This window comes from Cupriavidus sp. 86D6 (genome assembly GCF_057815095.1).
Genome location: NZ_JBYPSB010000002.1, coordinates 400,614 through 417,542 on the forward strand (window position 1 = coordinate 400,614; position 16,929 = coordinate 417,542).

The 16,929-nt window shown below is 65.6% G+C and carries 17 protein-coding genes and 1 tRNA gene; 10 read left to right on the plus strand and 8 right to left on the minus strand.

Annotated features, from left to right (window positions below; all coding sequences use genetic code 11):
* Positions 1-44: 44 nt before the first annotated feature.
* On the plus strand, positions 45-680 hold the full coding sequence (gene lolA, locus AC3G88_RS06860) for an outer membrane lipoprotein chaperone LolA (RefSeq protein ID WP_488771080.1): 636 nt from the start codon (positions 45-47) through the stop codon (positions 678-680).
* Between the two features lie 61 nt (positions 681-741).
* Positions 742-1,176, plus strand: coding sequence for a hypothetical protein (locus AC3G88_RS06865; protein WP_488771081.1), 435 nt, complete (start codon positions 742-744; stop codon positions 1,174-1,176).
* 49 nt (positions 1,177-1,225) lie between these two features.
* Here AC3G88_RS06865 and AC3G88_RS06870 read toward each other — a convergent pair whose 3' ends face one another.
* On the minus strand, positions 1,226-1,396 hold the full coding sequence (locus AC3G88_RS06870) for a hypothetical protein (RefSeq protein ID WP_194946480.1): 171 nt from the start codon (positions 1,394-1,396) through the stop codon (positions 1,226-1,228).
* 160 nt (positions 1,397-1,556) lie between these two features.
* A complete protein-coding gene (locus AC3G88_RS06875; protein WP_488893251.1) occupies positions 1,557-2,240 on the minus strand; it encodes a hypothetical protein in 684 nt (227 codons plus the stop codon).
* A 230-nt stretch (positions 2,241-2,470) separates the two neighbouring features.
* Here AC3G88_RS06875 and AC3G88_RS06880 point away from each other — a divergent pair, with 230 nt between their 5' ends.
* The 4 genes from AC3G88_RS06880 (at position 2,471) to AC3G88_RS06895 (ending at position 6,059) form a co-directional block, all read left to right on the plus strand.
* On the plus strand, positions 2,471-3,826 hold the full coding sequence (locus AC3G88_RS06880) for a replication-associated recombination protein A (protein WP_488771083.1): 1,356 nt from the start codon (positions 2,471-2,473) through the stop codon (positions 3,824-3,826).
* A gap of 144 nt (positions 3,827-3,970) precedes the next feature.
* A complete protein-coding gene (gene serS, locus AC3G88_RS06885; RefSeq protein WP_153946823.1) occupies positions 3,971-5,278 on the plus strand; it encodes a serine--tRNA ligase in 1,308 nt (435 codons plus the stop codon).
* 85 nt (positions 5,279-5,363) lie between these two features.
* A tRNA-Ser gene (locus tag AC3G88_RS06890) sits at positions 5,364-5,453 on the plus strand.
* 153 nt (positions 5,454-5,606) lie between these two features.
* On the plus strand, positions 5,607-6,059 hold the full coding sequence (locus AC3G88_RS06895) for a hypothetical protein (protein WP_488771084.1): 453 nt from the start codon (positions 5,607-5,609) through the stop codon (positions 6,057-6,059).
* A 30-nt stretch (positions 6,060-6,089) separates the two neighbouring features.
* On the opposite strand, the gene paeA is transcribed toward AC3G88_RS06895, so the two are convergent.
* Together paeA and AC3G88_RS06905 are read right to left on the minus strand one after the other, a co-directional pair.
* Positions 6,090-7,415: a polyamine export protein PaeA gene (gene paeA / locus AC3G88_RS06900; protein WP_488771085.1), complete on the minus strand. Its 1,326-nt coding sequence runs from the start codon at positions 7,413-7,415 to the stop codon at positions 6,090-6,092.
* 97 nt (positions 7,416-7,512) lie between these two features.
* Entirely contained in the window at positions 7,513-8,475 is a 963-nt protein-coding gene (locus AC3G88_RS06905) for a LysR substrate-binding domain-containing protein (protein ID WP_488771086.1), read from the minus strand.
* Between the two features lie 183 nt (positions 8,476-8,658).
* On the opposite strand from AC3G88_RS06905, the gene AC3G88_RS06910 reads away from it, so the two are divergent.
* From AC3G88_RS06910 to AC3G88_RS06920, 3 genes are all read left to right on the plus strand, one after another.
* Complete coding sequence (locus AC3G88_RS06910) at positions 8,659-9,936, plus strand: D-amino acid dehydrogenase (RefSeq protein WP_488771087.1); 1,278 nt, start codon at positions 8,659-8,661, stop codon at positions 9,934-9,936.
* 116 nt (positions 9,937-10,052) lie between these two features.
* Positions 10,053-10,961, plus strand: a complete 909-nt coding sequence (locus AC3G88_RS06915; RefSeq protein WP_153946775.1) for a glutamate/aspartate ABC transporter substrate-binding protein — start codon at positions 10,053-10,055, stop codon at positions 10,959-10,961.
* A 207-nt stretch (positions 10,962-11,168) separates the two neighbouring features.
* Complete coding sequence (locus tag AC3G88_RS06920; RefSeq protein ID WP_488771088.1) at positions 11,169-11,981, plus strand: transporter substrate-binding domain-containing protein; 813 nt, start codon at positions 11,169-11,171, stop codon at positions 11,979-11,981.
* Here AC3G88_RS06920 and AC3G88_RS06925 read toward each other — a convergent pair.
* Positions 11,974-12,462, minus strand: coding sequence for an RES family NAD+ phosphorylase (locus AC3G88_RS06925; protein WP_488771089.1), 489 nt, complete (start codon positions 12,460-12,462; stop codon positions 11,974-11,976). The genes AC3G88_RS06920 and AC3G88_RS06925 overlap by 8 nt on opposite strands.
* The gene (locus tag AC3G88_RS06930) at positions 12,459-12,926 is read right to left on the minus strand and encodes a hypothetical protein (RefSeq protein ID WP_488771090.1); all 468 of its coding nucleotides are present in this window, start codon (positions 12,924-12,926) and stop codon (positions 12,459-12,461) included. Before AC3G88_RS06930 ends, AC3G88_RS06925 begins: the two co-directional genes overlap by 4 nt.
* Before the next feature lie 117 nt (positions 12,927-13,043).
* Between AC3G88_RS06930 and AC3G88_RS06935 the strand changes: the two genes are divergently transcribed.
* Positions 13,044-13,703, plus strand: a complete 660-nt coding sequence (locus AC3G88_RS06935) for an amino acid ABC transporter permease (RefSeq protein ID WP_092594902.1) — start codon at positions 13,044-13,046, stop codon at positions 13,701-13,703.
* Here AC3G88_RS06935 and AC3G88_RS06940 read toward each other — a convergent pair.
* Both AC3G88_RS06940 and cphA read right to left on the minus strand, forming a co-directional pair.
* On the minus strand, positions 13,697-14,197 hold the full coding sequence (locus AC3G88_RS06940; protein ID WP_488771091.1) for an SRPBCC family protein: 501 nt from the start codon (positions 14,195-14,197) through the stop codon (positions 13,697-13,699). The genes AC3G88_RS06935 and AC3G88_RS06940 overlap by 7 nt on opposite strands.
* Positions 14,198-14,358: 161 nt before the next feature.
* On the minus strand, positions 14,359-16,929 hold the full coding sequence (gene cphA / locus AC3G88_RS06945) for a cyanophycin synthetase (RefSeq protein ID WP_400393485.1): 2,571 nt from the start codon (positions 16,927-16,929) through the stop codon (positions 14,359-14,361).

Consider the following 16,929-nt stretch of genomic DNA (forward strand, 5'->3'; position numbering starts at 1 on the left):
GCGTGCTCTAATCGGACATCAGCCAAATCGTAAGGGAACGATCCATGCGACATCGCATTCTCGCGCCGCTGTGCGCGTCGTTGGCGTTGCTGGCCGCCGTGCCGGTCGCGCACGCTGCCGCCACCGACCAGCTGCAGACCTTTGTGACCAGTGTGAAGAGCGCCCGGGGCGAATTCACGCAGAAGCAGATCAAGGGGCAGGGGGGCGATGCCAAGGTGGCCGGCACGTCGAGCGGCACCTTCGCTTTCTCGCGCCCGGGCAAGTTCACCTGGCGCTATACCAAGCCCTATGACCAGCTGCTGCAGGCCGACGGCCAGACGCTCTATATCTACGACAAGGACCTGAACCAGGTCACCGAGCGCAAGCTGGACAACGCGCTGGGCTCCAGCCCGGCGGCCATCCTGTTCGGCAGCAACGACCTGTCGAAGAACTTCGACGTGAAGAACGGCGCCACGCGCGATGGCGTGGAATGGCTGGAATTGACGCCGAAGTCGAAGGACACGCAGTTCGAGCGTATCGGCATTGGCTTCAAGAGCGGCAACCTCGAGGCGATGGAGCTGCGCGACGCGTTCGGCAATACCACGTTGCTGACGTTCACGGCCATCCAGAAGAATCCGTCGCTGCCGGCGGATACCTTCCGCTTCACGGTACCCAAGGGTGCCGACGTGATGAAGCAGTAAGGCGCGCACCCGAGAAGCGAGACAGCGCGAAACAGAGCCAGAAAGACGCCAGAGGACAGCCATGAAAGACGCCCCCGCCTTCCCCCGACTGCCGAGCCTGCGCCCGGTATCCCGCCTGGCCGCCCCGGGTGGCGCGCTGGCCGCCGCGCTGGTCCTGTCCGCCTGCGCGCACAGCCAGGCCAGCAAGTTCGACGTCGATGCGTTCCTGCGCGGCTCGGACACTGCGCTGCCCGAAGTGCTGGGCAATGCCGACTTCCTGAAGGCCACGCGCATCGGGCAGGGCGAATGTGCCACGCTGCTGCAGTCTCCGCACAACGGCGTGCTGGAAGACCTGCCCGCCAGCAACACGGCGCGCGGCCCGGCATGGGTGCTGCACCCAGCGGGCTCCCCCGACAAGGTCTGGCTGATCGTTGGGCAAGCCAATGGCGAGCGCAGCTGCCACGGGCCGCTGCCCGCGGATGCGATGAAGACCCTGACCGAACGGGCCAAGGGCTGACGGGCGACGCGCACCGCTGACGCGCCAGGTCAGCCCGTGAGGCTGGCCCCTACGCCGACAATGACTCGCGGGCGTAACGCTGGCGCGGCTTGGGCAGCGCCTGCAATTGTTCGCGCCGGATGCGGATCGCCTCTTCGTTGCCGCGCTTGATGGCGGCGCGCAGCTTCAGCACGGCTTTCTTGTACTGCTTCTTCTTGCGCATGCGGGTGGTGATGGCCATGGCAGTGGTGTCCTCCTGATCCGGTCAGGCCGGTGCGGTCGCCCCGGCTGCCAGCCATGGTACGGCGCCCCCATCCCGGCGCGCCCCATTTCAAAAGAATTCAGATCGGACCACGAGCGCGCTCATTGCTGCACCGCGCAATGACGCCACCGCGAGCCCGTCACAGCAGGAAGCGCCGGTTGTCGTTTTCGTCGTAACGAGGTTCCACCTTGCGGAACTTGAGCTTGGTGCTGCTTTTTAGCTTGCGGCCGGCCAGCTTGCGTTGCAACTGGCGGTGGACGGCGCGGATATGACCGACCGAATCCTGGGCGTACGGCTTGCCATCGGTGGCGCCGGCCAGACCACCGCCAGCGGCGAGCGCCTCGTTGTGAGCGGCGGCTGAGCGCGCGATCAGCACATCCAGGTACTGGCGGGCGCGCACGGCGGCGTGCAGCATGCCGTCGGCGGGGTTCTGCTTGGCGCGCACGGCGTCCTGCGGCAGCTTGACATTGGCGGCGATGCGGCGCAGCGAGGCGCGCACTTCGGCGCCGTCCATGTCGGCTTCCTGGACAATCCAGACCGCGTCGTGGCGAATCCAGCCTTCCCCGTCGATCATGCGGCGCAGCAGCGCCCCCTGCAGCAGGCGGCCGCCGTAGCGCCGGGACCGGCGGATGGCGGCAAGGCCGATGCGGCGCACGTGCGCGTTTTCATGCTCGAACAGGTCGGTGATGACCTGATCGGCCTCTTCCTGCGATTCGATCAGTTCGGCAAACTGGCCAGCCAGCGAGATTTCTTCCACGCCGTTGAGCTTGTTCTTGTTCGCCAGCCGGTTCAGCTTGAACATCAGCATGCGGTATCGCAGCATACAAATCCCCGAATTTCGCAAACAGTGAGTGGTTCTGAAGTGAGCCGCCGGTCGTTGTGCCGGCGTCGACCTTCCCGCGTGCATGAAACGCGGGCCATTGGACGTTATCGGCAGATCCGGAGCCGACTTTAGGGGCTGACGCAATCCGATCGCGCCGGCCCCGATCGTCTACACTGTGGCGTTCCGTGCCGCCTGTGGCGGCGCTATCACACGACAAAGGCTCCCGTACCGTGGCGGATTCGCTGTTTTCCGACCCTCCTGAACGTTCCCGACAGCCGCTGGCCGAGCGCCTGCGCCCGCGCAATATCGACGAAGTCATCGGCCAGCAGCACCTGCTGGGCGAAGGCCGTCCGCTGCGCGTGGCTTTTGCCTCGGGCGAACCGCATTCGATGATCCTGTGGGGTCCGCCCGGCGTGGGCAAGACCACGCTGGCGCGGCTGATGGCCAATGCGTTCGACGCGGAATTCATCGCGCTGTCGGCCGTGCTGTCGGGCGTCAAGGACATCCGCGAGGCGGTGGAGCGTGCCGAACAGTACCGCGCCCATGGCCGCCGCACGCTGGTGTTCGTGGACGAAGTGCATCGCTTCAACAAGAGCCAGCAGGACGCGTTCCTGCCGCATGTGGAAAGCGGGCTGTTCGTGTTTATCGGCGCGACCACCGAGAACCCGTCGTTCGAGGTCAACGGTGCCTTGCTGTCGCGGGCCGCGGTCTACGTGCTCAAGACCCTGGACGAGGCCGAGCTGAAGCAGCTGGTGCAGCGCGCCAGCGAGGAACTGGGCGGTGTGCAGTGGGATGACGAGGCGATGGGCCTGATCGTCGGGTCGGCCGACGGCGACGGGCGCAAGCTGCTCAACAACGTGGAAATCGTGGTGCGCGCCGCGCGCAATGCCGGCGTGCAGACGATCGACACGGCCCTGCTGGGCAGCGCGCTGTCCGAGAACCTGCGGCGCTTCGACAAGGGTGGCGACGCGTTCTACGACCAGATCAGCGCGCTGCACAAGTCGGTGCGTGGCTCCGACCCCGATGGCGCGCTGTACTGGTTCTGCCGCATGCTCGATGGCGGCGCCGATCCGCGCTACCTGGCGCGCCGCATCGTGCGGATGGCGTGGGAAGACATCGGCCTGGCCGATCCGCGCGCCGCCCGCATCACGCTGGACGCGTCGGAAACCTACGAACGGCTGGGCTCACCCGAAGGCGAGCTGGCGCTGGCCCAGGCGTTGATCTATCTGGCGGTGGCGCCCAAGTCGAATGCCGGCTACAACGCCTACAACGCGGCGCGCGCCTTTGTGTCGAAGGACAAGTCGCGCCCGGTGCCGGTGCATCTGCGCAACGCGCCGACCAAGCTGATGAAGGAATTGGGCTACGGCCACGCCTACCGCTACGCGCACGACGAACCGGAGGCCTATGCGGCCGGCGAGCACTACCTGCCGGACGACCTGCGCCGCCAGGACTGGTACCAGCCCACGCCGCGCGGGCTGGAGGGCAAAATTGGCGACAAGCTGCGCCATCTGCGCGATCTGGACGCCGCCTGGCACCGGGATAATCGGGACAGCCGGGGCAAGCCGGAAGACGGCAACAAGGGCTGATGCGGGCCGTTCACGGGCAGGATCCGCCGCCGAACGCCCGAAAAGCACAGGAAATCCGGGCAGATTCGGTGCTGTGCGGCCATGCCGGTGCAGTAAAATGTCGCGTTCGCCGGCATGTCGCCGGCACTGCACACCGATTGCAACATGCTCGACATCCAGCTTTTCCGTAAAGACATCGACGCCGTGGCCCAGCGCCTGGCCACGCGCGGCTTTCAACTCGACGTGGCCACGTTCCAGGCCCTGGAGGCCGAACGCAAGCAGCTGCAGACCCAGACCGAGGACCTGCAGGCCCGCCGCAACACGCTGTCCAAGCAGATCGGCATGCTCAAGGGCAAGGGCGAGGACGCCTCGGCCCCGATGGCCGAAGTGGCCGGCATCGGTGACACGCTGAAGGCGTCGGCCGAGCGCCTGGCGCAGATCCAGAGCCAGCTCAACGACGCGATGATGTCGATCCCGAACCTGCCGCACGAGAGCGTGCCGGTGGGCAAGGACGAAACCCAGAACGTGGAAGTGCGCCGCGTCGGCACGCCGCGCACGTTCGATTTCGAGGTGAAGGACCACGTCGACGTCGGCGCCCGGCTGGGTCTTGACTTCGAAACGGCGTCGAAGGTGACCGGCTCGCGCTTCTCGTTCCTGCGCGGCGGCGTGGCGCGCATGCATCGCGCGCTGGTGCAGCTGATGGTGGATACCCACACGCTGGAGCACGGCTACACCGAGATGTACGTGCCGTACATCGTCAATGCCGCGTCGATGCGTGGCACGGGGCAGCTGCCGAAGTTCGAGGACGACCTGTTCAAGGTGCCGCGCAAGGTGGGTGGCGAGGACGGCCAGGACACGATCGAGAACTTCTACCTGATCCCGACTGCCGAGGTGCCGCTGACCAACATCGTGCGCGATGCGATCGTCGCGGCCGAAAAGCTGCCGCTGCGCTTCGTGGCCCATACGCCGTGCTTCCGCTCGGAAGCCGGTTCGTACGGCAAGGACACGCGCGGCATGATCCGCCAGCACCAGTTCGACAAGGTCGAGATGGTGCAGGTGGTGCCGGCCGACCAGTCGATGGACGCGCTGGAGCAGATGACCGGCCACGCCGAGGCGATCCTGAAGAAGCTGGAACTGCCGTTCCGCACCGTGGTGCTGTGTACCGGCGACATGGGCTTCGGCAGCACCAAGACCTATGACATCGAGGTGTGGATCCCGGCGCAGAACACCTACCGCGAGATCAGCTCGTGCTCCAGCATGGGCGATTTCCAGGCCCGCCGCATGCAGGCCCGTGCGCGCGCCGGCCAGGGCAAGCCGGAACTGGTGCATACGCTGAACGGCTCCGGCCTGGCCGTGGGCCGCACGCTGGTGGCCATTCTGGAGAACTACCAGAACGCCGATGGTTCGCTCACCGTGCCCAAGGCGCTGCAGCCGTACATGGGCGGGATCGAGCGCCTGGAGCCGGAAGCGTAAAAAAATTTGTGCATAGGGGCTTGCGCAGCAGATGGCAATGTCCCTATAATCTTGGTTTCGCTGCTAACGCAACGACCAAGTTACCGGAGAGGTGGCAGAGTGGTCGAATGTACCTGACTCGAAATCAGGCGTACCGGCAACGGTACCGTGGGTTCGAATCCCACCCTCTCCGCCAAACAAGAAGCTGCTGACTGATTCGACCACCGGCAGACAAAAACAGCGTAGTAAAACTCAAGCCGACGTACTGTGAAAACAGACGTCGGTTTTGTTTTTGTGCGTTCGAATCCGCCGTGTTACCTTGCGTGCAAACAACAACAGAGGTAACGACATGCACGCGGTTCGGGGACGTTTCGTGATGGTCATCGCCATGCTGGCTGCGCTTGCCGGCGGCGAGGCGCTTGCCACGACCAAATGCCAGAAGGGCGCCAGCACGCTCTATACCGAGTCGGCCGCCTGCCCGGCCGGCTATGCCAACGTCACCAGCTCGATGGGTGGCAATTTCTCCACGATTGGCAAGGATGACTCGGTGCTTCAGCAGGAGCAGTCGATTCTCGACAGCGGCGCCCAGGCACGGGCTGCCAACAAGGCCAGGGCCGCGCAGTCCGATCAGGCCGCCGCCCAGCAGCAGCCCGCCTCGAAAGCGTTGATGTGCGGTGCGATTGCCGACCAGATGCGTGCGCTGGAGACCGACATGCAGCAGCGCCACACGCGGCAGTCGATCGAGCAGGCCAGTGACCAGTACCGGCGGCTGCGCGAACAGCAGTTGCGCGGCCAGTGCTGAGCCTGGCACGGCAAGGGGCAGGCTGCCCGGTCAGGGCAGGCCCCGCGGCAGTTCTGGGGCCTGACCCTGCTTTGCACCGATCCGCGACACCAGCAACTGGTCGATCTTGTGATGGTCGATGTCGAGCACTTCGAAGCGGAAGCCTGCCACGCTGATCGACTCCGATTTCTTCGGGATGCGCTTCAGCGAATAGATGACCAGCCCGGCCGCGGTGTCGACGTAGTCCTCGCCGGGCAGCGTATCGAGTTCCAGCGCCTTCTTCAGGTCCACCAGCGGCGTCAGGCCGTCCACCAGCCACGACGTGGCGTCGCGCCGGACGATCTGTTCGTCCTCGGCCGAGTAGAGGATGTCGCCCATCACCGCGCCGACGATATCGTCCAGCGTGACGATACCCACCACCAGCCCGTATTCGTTCATCACCACGGCAAAGCTCTCGTGCATCTCGCGAAAGCGCGTCAGCGACTCGGATAGCGTCAGCGTGTCCGGGATCACCAGCACGTTCTTGTCGTAGTGCTTGCCGATGTCGTCCAGCACCGACGCGTTTTCGTTAGCCAGCAGCAATTGCAGGATGTCCTTGGAATCCATGCAGCCTAGCACGTCGTCGATGGTCTTGCCGCAGACCGGGTACTGCGCGTGCGGCTGCTTGACCAGCTTGCGCCGCACGCTGTCGGCCGATTCGTCGAGCGTCAGGAACACCACGTCGTCGCGCGGGGTCATGATCGCGGTGATCGGTTTGGAGTCCAGTTCGAACACGTTTTCGATCAGGTGCAGCTCGTGCTTGTGCAGCACGCCGGCCTCGGCGCCGGCATCGACCATGGCCGCGATGTCCTCGGTCGTGATCTGGTCCACGGGCTTGGTCGGAATGCCCAGCAGCTTCAGCATCGCGTCGGCGGCCGCGTTGAACACCCACACCACGGGCTTGAACAGCCTCAGCATCGTCAGCATCGGACCGATCACATGGACCGCGCAGGTCTCGGGGAAGGTCATGGCCACACGCTTGGGAATCAGGTCGGCAAACTGGATGAACAGCAGCGTCACCACCAGGAATGATCCGATATTGGCCACGCGCTGGGCGATGTCGGGGCTGAGCCAGGGCAGCAGGGCGTCGAAGAGCAGGTCGGAGACGTGTTTCTCGCCCAGGATACCGGCCAGGATCGCCACGCTGTTCACGCCGATCTGCACGACGGTGAAGAAGTTGCCGGGCTCTTCCTTGAGCAGCAATACCTTGGTGGCGCGGCGATCGCCGCGATCGGAGAGGACTTGGAGCTTGGTACGCCGGGCTGCGGTCAGGGCGATCTCGGAGATCGAGAAGAACGCGCTCACCAGCACCAGCAGGACTAGGGTCAGGACGAACATAGGAAGGTCACGCGCCCGTCGGGGCGGATTAATGATGGTGTACGCCGTGGTGCGCTGTCAATTGTCTGCGCAATGCCTGTCCGGCGTCTGCTCGATGTCATGGCGCCTGCCGGACCGTCGCGTCGAACTGCGCGGCCGGGGCTTCCAGCCTGTGATCCAGCGTGGCATCCAGGGCCTGGGCCGCCGCGGCGAACTGGGCATGCATATCGTCCACCAGGCTTGAGGCGCCACGATGGCTGGCGCGCAGCATCTGGATCTCGAAACCCAGCTCGGGCTGGACATCGTGCAGCGCCACGTGGGCCGGATTGGCACTGAGCGCCGTGTACTGGTCCAGCAACGTCAGGCCCAGGCCGGCGTCCACCAGGGCCAGCGCCAGCGAATAGGTTTGCACCTCCAGCGTCGAATGGGGCTCCAGCGCATGGCGGGCCAGTGTCTGGCGCACCAGCAGGCCAAGCGAACTGTCGTCGTCATAGCCGATGAACGGACGCTCCAGCACCTTGCGGATCGGCACCACGCCGCGTTTGCCGCCGGCCGGCAGCGGCTGGGCGCGCGGCGCGGCCAGCAGCATACGGCCGGTGGCCACGGGCACGCTCGATATTGCCTCGTGCCGGGGCGGCGAGAACGCGAAACCCACGTCGATCTGGTTGGCCAGCAGCGCCGCCACGATTTCATTGGTGTGGTGGGTCAGCACCTGCACCTGGGTGTCGGGGTGCCGCGCGCAGAAGCGGCGCACGGCGGGCACCAGCAGCGGGTTGGCCAGGCTGGGCGTGGCGGCCACGCGCAGGCGCCCCGCGCCCTTGTGGCGCAGGCTTTCGGACACGCGCCGCACCCGTTCGATCTCGCCATATAGCCTTTCGACATCCCCATACAGGGCCTGGGCTTCGGGGGTAGGCTGCAGCCGGCCGCGCTGCCGGTCGAACAGCCGGAAGCCCAGGGAGGCCTCGGCATGCTGCAGGACGCGCGTCACCACGGGTTGCGAGACATGGAGCAGGCGCGCAGCCTCGCTGACGGTGCCGGTCAGCATGACGGCGCGAAAAACCTCGATCTGACGCAAACGCATCGTTGTAGTGCCCGAAAATGACCGGTTTGGTGCGAAAAATGGTGCTTTGCACTACGGGTAGACCCGGGTGGCGCTACCTATAGCCTGGAGACATATTCTGGCACGTATTGGCATTGGGCAAGCCGTGCGCAGTGTTCTACGCTCTGCCCCATCGTTTGAAAGGGAAGGCAAGGGCGAAGTCAGATGCGCGTAGCGATCGTGGGTGCCGGGGTGGTGGGCATGACTACCGCGTGGCGGTTGGCCAATGATGGCCATGAGGTGACCGTGGTCGAACGCCACGACGGTCCCGGCGAGGAAACCAGCTTTGCCAACGGTGGCCAGCTCAGCTACAGCTATGTGGCGCCGCTGGCCGGGCCGGGCGTGCTGTCGAAGGTGCCGGGGTGGCTGCTCGACCGCGATTCGCCGATGCGCTTCCGGCCGTCGATGGACCCGGACCAATGGCGCTGGCTGATGGCCTTCGTGCAGGCGTGCAATGCCACGACCAGCGAGGCCACCACGCGCAAGCTGTTGCGGCTGGCCTTTTATTCGCGCGACCTGATGCAGGCGTTCGTGAACCGGCCCGAGGCGCGCGAGGAGGGGGGCGGATTCGATTTTGCGCGGCGCGGCAAGCTGGTGGTGCATCGCGACGCGGCAGCGTACGCGTCGGCATGCCGTTTGCTGGACTACCAGGCCAGCCTGGGCTGCGAGCAGCAGGCGCTGGACCGTGATGCCACCGTGGCGCTGGAGCCGGCGCTGGCGGGCATCCGTCAGGACATCGCCGGGGCCATCTATACGCCAAGCGAGGAAGTGGGCGATTGCCACCTGTTCTGCGTGTCGCTGGCCCATCTGTTGCAAGGCAACCCGGCCGTGACGCTGAAGTTTGGCACGCGGGTGACCGAACTGGTGCGCAGCGGCGACCGGGTGACAGGGCTGCGCACCGATCATGGCGATATCGTCGCCGATGTGGTGATCGTGTCCGGCGGTATCGGCAGCGTGCCGCTGCTGAGGCCGACCGGCATCCGGCCGATGTTGTGGCCGCTCAAGGGCTACAGCATCACGGTGCCGATTGCCGATGGCGCGCGGGCTCCCCACATCAGCGTGACGGACTTCGCCAACAAGATCGTCTACGCGCGCATCGGCAATACGCTGCGCGTGGCAGGCATGGCCGATATCGTGCGCGGCGGCGCGGTCATCGACCGCGAGCGGGCCCAGACGCTGGTCACGCAGACGCGCTCGGTGTTCGGCAATGTGATGAACGGCGCCGACCTCGATGGGCTGCAGCCCTGGGCCGGTTTGCGCCCGGCCACGCCGACCGGCCTGCCGATGATCGGCGAATCGCGCCTGCGCGGCCTGTGGCTGAACCTTGGCCATGGCGCGCTCGGCTTTACGCTGGCCATGGGCAGCGCGGGCCTGCTGGCCGACCGGCTGGCAGGCCGCACGCCGGCCATCGACGCGGAAGATTTCAGTGCAGCGGCGGCCTGAGGCCCTGGGGCCAGGCGGACGCAACACGGGTTGTGCTGGAAGTTGAGCAGTACGTTGGGTAGTGAGATTGCCTCGATCTGAAGTCTATTAAACCAAGCCCCTTGAAGGAGCGAACCATGAAGTCACTGTCTGTCCGTTCGACCCCCATCCACCGCCTGCTGGCTGCCGCCGTGCTGGCCGGTGCCGCCGCCGGCGCCCACGCCGCCGATGGCGACACGCTCAAGAAGATCAAGGACAGCGGTGTGATTTCGCTGGGATATCGTGAATCGTCCATTCCGTTCTCGTATTCGGATGGCAACCAGGTGATGGGCTATTCGCACGACTACCTGCTGGCCATCGTCGACAAGGTGAAATCGACGCTGAACATGCCGAACCTGCAGGTCAAGATGACCCCGATCACGTCGCAGAACCGCATCCCGCTGGTGCAGAACGGCACGATCGACATCGAGTGCGGCAGCACCACCAACAACACCGAGCGCCAGAAGCAGGTGGCCTTCTCGAACAGCCTGTTCATCTACGGCATCCGCATGCTGACGAAGAAGGACTCCGGCGTGACGGATTTCCCGCAGCTCAAGGGCAAGAACGTGGTGACCACGGCTGGCACCACCGGCGAGCGCCTGCTGGTGAAGATGAACGGCGAAGGCATGAACATGAACCTGACCAGCGCCAAGGACCATGGCCAGGCCTTCCTGATCCTGGAATCGGGCCGCGCCGTGGCGTTCGTGATGGACGAACCGCTGCTGTACGGCGAACGCACCAAGGCCAAGAACGCCGCCGACTGGGTCGTGGCCGGTACACCGCTGCAGACCGAGAACTATGCCTGCATGTTCCGCAAGGACGATCCGTCGTTCAAGAAGCTCGTGGACGGCGTGGTGAGCGATATCCAGAAGAGCGGCCGTGCCGAAAAGCTTTACACCAAGTGGTTCCTGCAGCCGATCCCGCCGCGCAACATCAATATGAACTACGCGCTGTCGCCGGAAATGAAGCAGCTGTTTGCGGAGCCGAACGACAAGGCATTCCAGTAAGTCGCCAGCCAGCCGGTGGCCCGCCTCCCGCCTTTCGCAGGGGGGCGGGCTGCCCGCTGTGCAGAATTGGTTATATAGCCATATCGAATCGTTATTTCTCCATCGATAGTATTTGCGGTACCTTGGAGCCCGTTATAGGCTCATAGAGCCGTCGGATTTCCCTCAAAAGGGGCGCCGGCACGCAAACCGCATCCCACTGGAGAACATATGCGAACGATTCGATCGGGTTGGTTCAAGTCCCTGCTGGCTACCGCCCTGGTAGCTGGCGCCACTGGCCTGGCCGCGACGGCCGCGCAAGCTGCCGACCTGCTGGACACGGTCAAACAGGCGGGCGTGCTCAAGGTCGGCCTGGAAGGAACCTACCCGCCGTTCGGATATCGCGGCGCCAACAATGAACTGGACGGCTTCGATGTCGAAGTCGCGCGCGCCGTGGCCGGCAAGCTCGGCGTCAAGCCCGAATTCGTGACGACCGAATGGAGCGCGATCATCGCTGGCCTGCAAGCCGGCAAGTTCGACATCATCGTCAACCAGGTCTCGGTCACGCCCCAGCGCAAGCAGGTGCTGGACTTCTCGACGCCGTACGTCTATTCGGCCGCCCAACTGATCCAGCGCAAGGACGACAAGCGCGAGTTTGCATCGCTGGACGCGCTCAAGGGCCACAAGCTGGGCGTGAGCCTGGGCAGCAACTACAACGACCTGGCCAAGTCCGTGCCGGGCATCGACGTCAAGACCTACCCGGGCGCCCCCGAATACCTGCGCGATCTGGCCGCCCAGCGCGTGGACGCTGCGCTCAATGACCGCCTGATGGTCAACTACCTGATCAAGCAGGCCAACCTGCCGCTGCGCCCCGGTGCCGTGCTGCCGGGCGCCAACAGCGAAGTGGCCATCCCGTTCCGCAAGGACAACCCGAAGTTCGCCGCAGCCATCGACAAGGCGCTGGACGACCTCCGCAAGGATGGCACGCTGGCCAAGCTCTCGAACAAGTGGTTCGGCTCGGACGTGACCAGGCCGCTCAAGTAAAGAGCCGCCGCAACAGCCGGAAGTCATAGACCCACTTGCGGAGCTTCCGGCTCCGGATGCGCTGCCAGTCAACGTGATACGGGTTGATGAGGATGTTGCATTCCTCTGGCGCGATCACCGACGGCACGACCAGGATTGCCGACCGCGCCTCGGCAATCCATTGTTCGCCAAAGTCGTGGCTGGTCTTGCCTGGCGGCACGGCGTCCCAGCCGACCGGGATGGTGTCGGCCGGGAAGTGGTGTGCCTGATGCCAGATGTCGTCGGGTATTTCGATTTGTACGAGATACCGATTTGCTGGAATCTGTCCTTCTCCCGCACGCGACAGCGTTTCCAGGCAGGCCAGCGCCACAGAGCTGGTGCAATAGAGCACCGCTGATCCCGTTCTATTCCAGCGCCCGCCGTCCATGGAGGCACCCGCGCCGCTGATGTCGTCCGCGGTGTAGGACGGAGTTTCCGAGGCAATTCTCCATGCCGTGATCATGGGCAGACTCCGAAAAAATCAGCAACGATTTCCTGTTTGACAAGCGCCTGGCCTTCCAGCGAGCTGAAGTAACTTGACGCCCGCCGACATCCCAGAGTGAATGGCCGCCAGTCAAGAAATCTCGCCATCTCGCGGCGAGCCACCAATGACAGGGCGTCAGGTGTCCCGTCGAAGTAGAGCTCATTGACCTTGGCAATAATCCCGAGGAAGTGGATCACCAGCTCGCTCTGCGTTGAATCGAGATAGCCGTCGCTATAGGCCTTGTGGAGGATCTCCCCCCGATCGAACCCCAGCGCCCGGATGAGCTTCTTCTTCGATACCCCCATGTCCCGCGCCAGCGCCACGACTTCGCTTGCCTTGATACGCGGCACCGGGACGTCGTCCTGCATGGCGCCTGCCCCCGGCGCGTAGCCGCCGTTTCCCGACAGGTCGTCGACCTGCAGGTACGTTTCCTTCATCTTCATGACCACCTCCGTCTGCATCATTCCCGTAAGACGAAAACTGCCAACCTGTCGCCCGGCGCCGCGTTTCACGTATGATCGCGGCATTCCGGCCCCAGATTGACCGATCCCAGCCCAGCCATGTCCGCCCTCCAGCTCGTCATTGATTCGCTTCCCGTATTGCTGCAGGGCACGCTGCTCACGCTGAAGTTCGCCGTGTTGTCGATGGCTTTCGGCCTGGTAATCGGCATTCTGGTGGCGCTGATGGGGATTGGAAATCAGCGGATTCTCAAAGTGATGGCGCGCGTGTACGTCAGCATCATGCGCGGCACGCCGCTGCTGGTGCAGATCTTCGTCGTCTATTACGGATTGCCGGGCATCGGCATTGCGCTGGAGCCCACGCCCGCCGGCGTGCTGACGCTGAGCCTCAACGTAGGCGCCTATCTGTCGGAAAGCATGCGCGGGGCCATCCTGGGCGTGCCGCGCGGCCAGTGGCTGGCCGCCTACAGCCTGGGCATGACCCCGGTGCAGACGCTGCGCCACGTGGTGGGGCCGCAGGCCTTGCGGCTGGCCGTGCCGAGCCTGTCGAACAGCCTTATCAGCCTGATCAAGGATACGTCGCTGGTGTCGGTGATCACCGTGACGGAACTGCTGCGCACGTCGCAGGAGATCATTGCGGCCACCTACCAGCCGCTGCCGCTGTATCTGGCGGCCGCCGCGATCTACTGGATCCTCAGTACGGCCCTATCGGCATTCCAGCACGTGCTGGAACGGCGCCTGTCGCTGCCGACGCGTCACTGATCCTGCATCGCCGGCGATTTCGCCGAGGGGGCCGGCGGCGGCTTGGGTGCCTCGACATTGAGCTGGCGCCCCGTTTCCAGCAGCGTCTTCAGCCCGGCCAGGATCAGCGGCCAGCCGTTGCGCCCGCCCTGCAGGATCTGCTCGTCCACCGGTTCCTGATGCCGTTCGCTGACCGTCAGCCGCACGGCTTCGTCGCCAAGCGCGTCGATCTGCCAGGTGACGACCACCTCGGGCAACTGACGGAACGCTTCGAGCCATTCCACGCGCCACGTGACTGACAGCCGGTAGGGCGGCTCGGCGGCCAGTACAACACCCTGCGAATCGACCTTGCCGTCGTCCATGCGCAGCACGAACGGGCTGCCCACCTGCCAGTCGGATTCGACGCGGCGCCCGAAAAAGTACTTCACGCTTAGCACGGGGTCCGTCAGGGCCTGCCATACCTGTTCCGCCGTCGCGGCGATATAGGTGACGACAACGGTTTGCGGCGTAGACATATGGGGTCTCCTCTTCGACGGGCGGGGCGGCGGCCGTGGGCGTGGCGATGGGGAGTCGGTACGGGATACTGTCGCACCGAATGAGGGTGGACGGCAAGGGGCGAGGCGGGGGAGAAAACCCTCTCCCGGCGGGCGGAAGAGGGCGGAGAGGGCGGGCCGGATTACTGCCCGGCGACGCGTTTGGCGATGTGGTCCAGCGCTTCCTCGACCTGGTCGATCAGGATCAGGCACAGGTCGCCCGGCTGCAGGCGTGCCAGCGCCGTGTCGATGGCCAGGAATTCGCCGCGGATTTCCTCGGTATGGCTGGTGCGTTGCGCACCGACCAGGCCTTCACGCAGCAGCGCCAGCACTTCGCCGTCTTCACGGCCGCGCTGGCATTGGTCCTGATACAGCAGCACGTCGTCGAACACGCCACCCAGGATCTGGGTTTGCTTGCGGATGTCCTCGTCGCGACGGTCGCCCGCCCCGCTGATGACGACCACGCGCTTCTTCGACGGCATGGTCTCCACGGCGTTGCACAGCGCCTGGATGGCATCGGGATTGTGGCCGTAGTCGGCAATCAGCGTGGCGCCCTTGTAGTCGAACACGTTGAAGCGGCCCGGCGCGGTGGCGGCGTCGTTGACGAACGTGGTCAGCGCCCGGCGGATCACGTTCCAGTCGATGCCCAGCGCCCAGGCGGCGGCAATCGACGACATGGCGTTTTCCACCTGGAAGCCGATCGAGCCGTTGCGCGTCAGCGGGATGTCGGCCAGCGCAAACCGCACGCTGGTGTCACCCTCGGCGGCCACGATCTCGGCGCCCTCGACAAACACCACGCGCTTGCCCTGGGCGCGGTGCAACGCCATGGTCGGCAGGCCCGCATCATGCGCGAAGAACGTGATCGAACCGGGGCAGGCATCGGCCATGCGCGCCACCATCGGGTCGGCCGCATTCAGCACGGCCATGCCATGCGGCGCGACGTTCTGCACGATCACGCTCTTGAGCACGGCCAGGTCTTCCACGGTGCTGATGTACGACAGTCCCAGGTGGTCGCCTTCGCCCACGTTGGTCACCACGGCCACGTCGCAGCGGTCGAAGGCCAGGCCTTCGCGCAGCAAGCCGCCGCGGGCCGTTTCAAACACGGCGGCGTCCACGTCGGGATGCAGCAGCACGTTGCGCGCGCTGCGCGGGCCGCTGCAGTCGCCGGTGTCGATACGCTGGCCCTGGATGTACACGCCGTCGGTGCCGGTCATGCCCATGCGCAGGCCGTTGGAGGCCAGGATATGGGTGATCAGGCGCACGGTGGTCGTCTTGCCGTTGGTGCCCGATACGGCCACCACGGGAATGCGGCCATCGTCGCCATCGGCAAACATGGTCGAGATGATGGCTTCGCCGACCGCGCGACCCTTGCCGTACGACGGCTGCAGGTGCATGCGCAGGCCCGGCGCGGCGTTCACTTCCACGATGCCGCCGGCCTGTTCCTCGAACGGCTTGAGCATCGTCTCGCACACGGCGTCCACGCCGCAGATATCCAGCCCCACCATCTGGGCGGCGGCCACCGCGCGCGCGGCGATGTCCGGGTGGACGTCGTCGGTCACATCGGTGGCACTGCCGCCAGTGGACAGGTTGGCGTTGTTGCGCAGGACCACGCGCGCGCCCTTGGCCGGCACGGCATCGGCGCTCAGGCCCTGCTTGGCCAGCGTGGCCAGCGCGATGTCATCGAAGCGGATCTTGGTCAGCGACGTGGCGTGGCCTTCGCCGCGGCGCGGGTCACGGTTCACTTCCTCCACGAGCTGGCGCACCGTATGCGTGCCATCGCCAATGACCTGCGGCGGATCGCGGCGCGCCGCAGCCACCAGATGCTTGCCCACCACCAGCAGACGGAAGTCGTGGCCCGGGATATAGCGTTCGACCAGCACGTCAGACGAAATGTCGGCGGCCACTTCGTAGGCCGTCATCACTTCCTCGCGCGTGCGGATGCGCACCGCCACGCCCTTGCCCTGGTTGCCGTCGCGCGGCTTCACCACCACCGGGCCGTTGATCTCCTGCGCGGCGGCCCAGGCTTCCTCGGCGCTGCGCACCGACCGGCCCAGCGGCACAGGCACGCCTGCCGCATGCAGCAGCGCCTTGGTCAGTTCCTTGTCCTGCGCGATCGATTCGGACACCGCGCTCGTCATGTCGGTCTCGGCGGCCTGGATGCGGCGCTGCTTGCTGCCCCAGCCGAACTGCACCATCGAGCCCTGCGTCAGGCGGCGATACGGAATGCCACGCGCCACGGCGGCGTAGACGATCGAGCCCGTGCTGGGCCCCAGCCGCACGTCTTCGTCGAGTTCGCGCAGGCGGTGCAGCGCATCGTCCAGATCGAAGGGCTTGTCGTCGCGCGCGGCCAGGCAAAGCTGCTCGGCCAGTTCGAAGGCCAGGCGGCCCACTTCTTCCTCGCTGTACTGCACCACCACCTGGTAGGTGCCCGGTTCCAGCGTCGGCGCGGCGTGGCTGAACGTCACCGGGCAGCCGGCGGCAGCCTGCAGGCCCAGCGCGGCGGCTTCCAGCGCGTGGGCCATCGACGGCGAGCCGGCCTCGTCGTCGGGGCGCATCGGGGGGATGGCCGGAAAGCGGGCGCGCAGCCGATCCTCGAAGCCCGGCAGTTCGGCCAGCAGATGCGATTGGTCCGAGCACGCCACGATGGCTTCGATGGCGGTATGCCGGCACCAGAGATTCGGGCCACGCAGAGCCCGGATACGAGAGACTTCCAT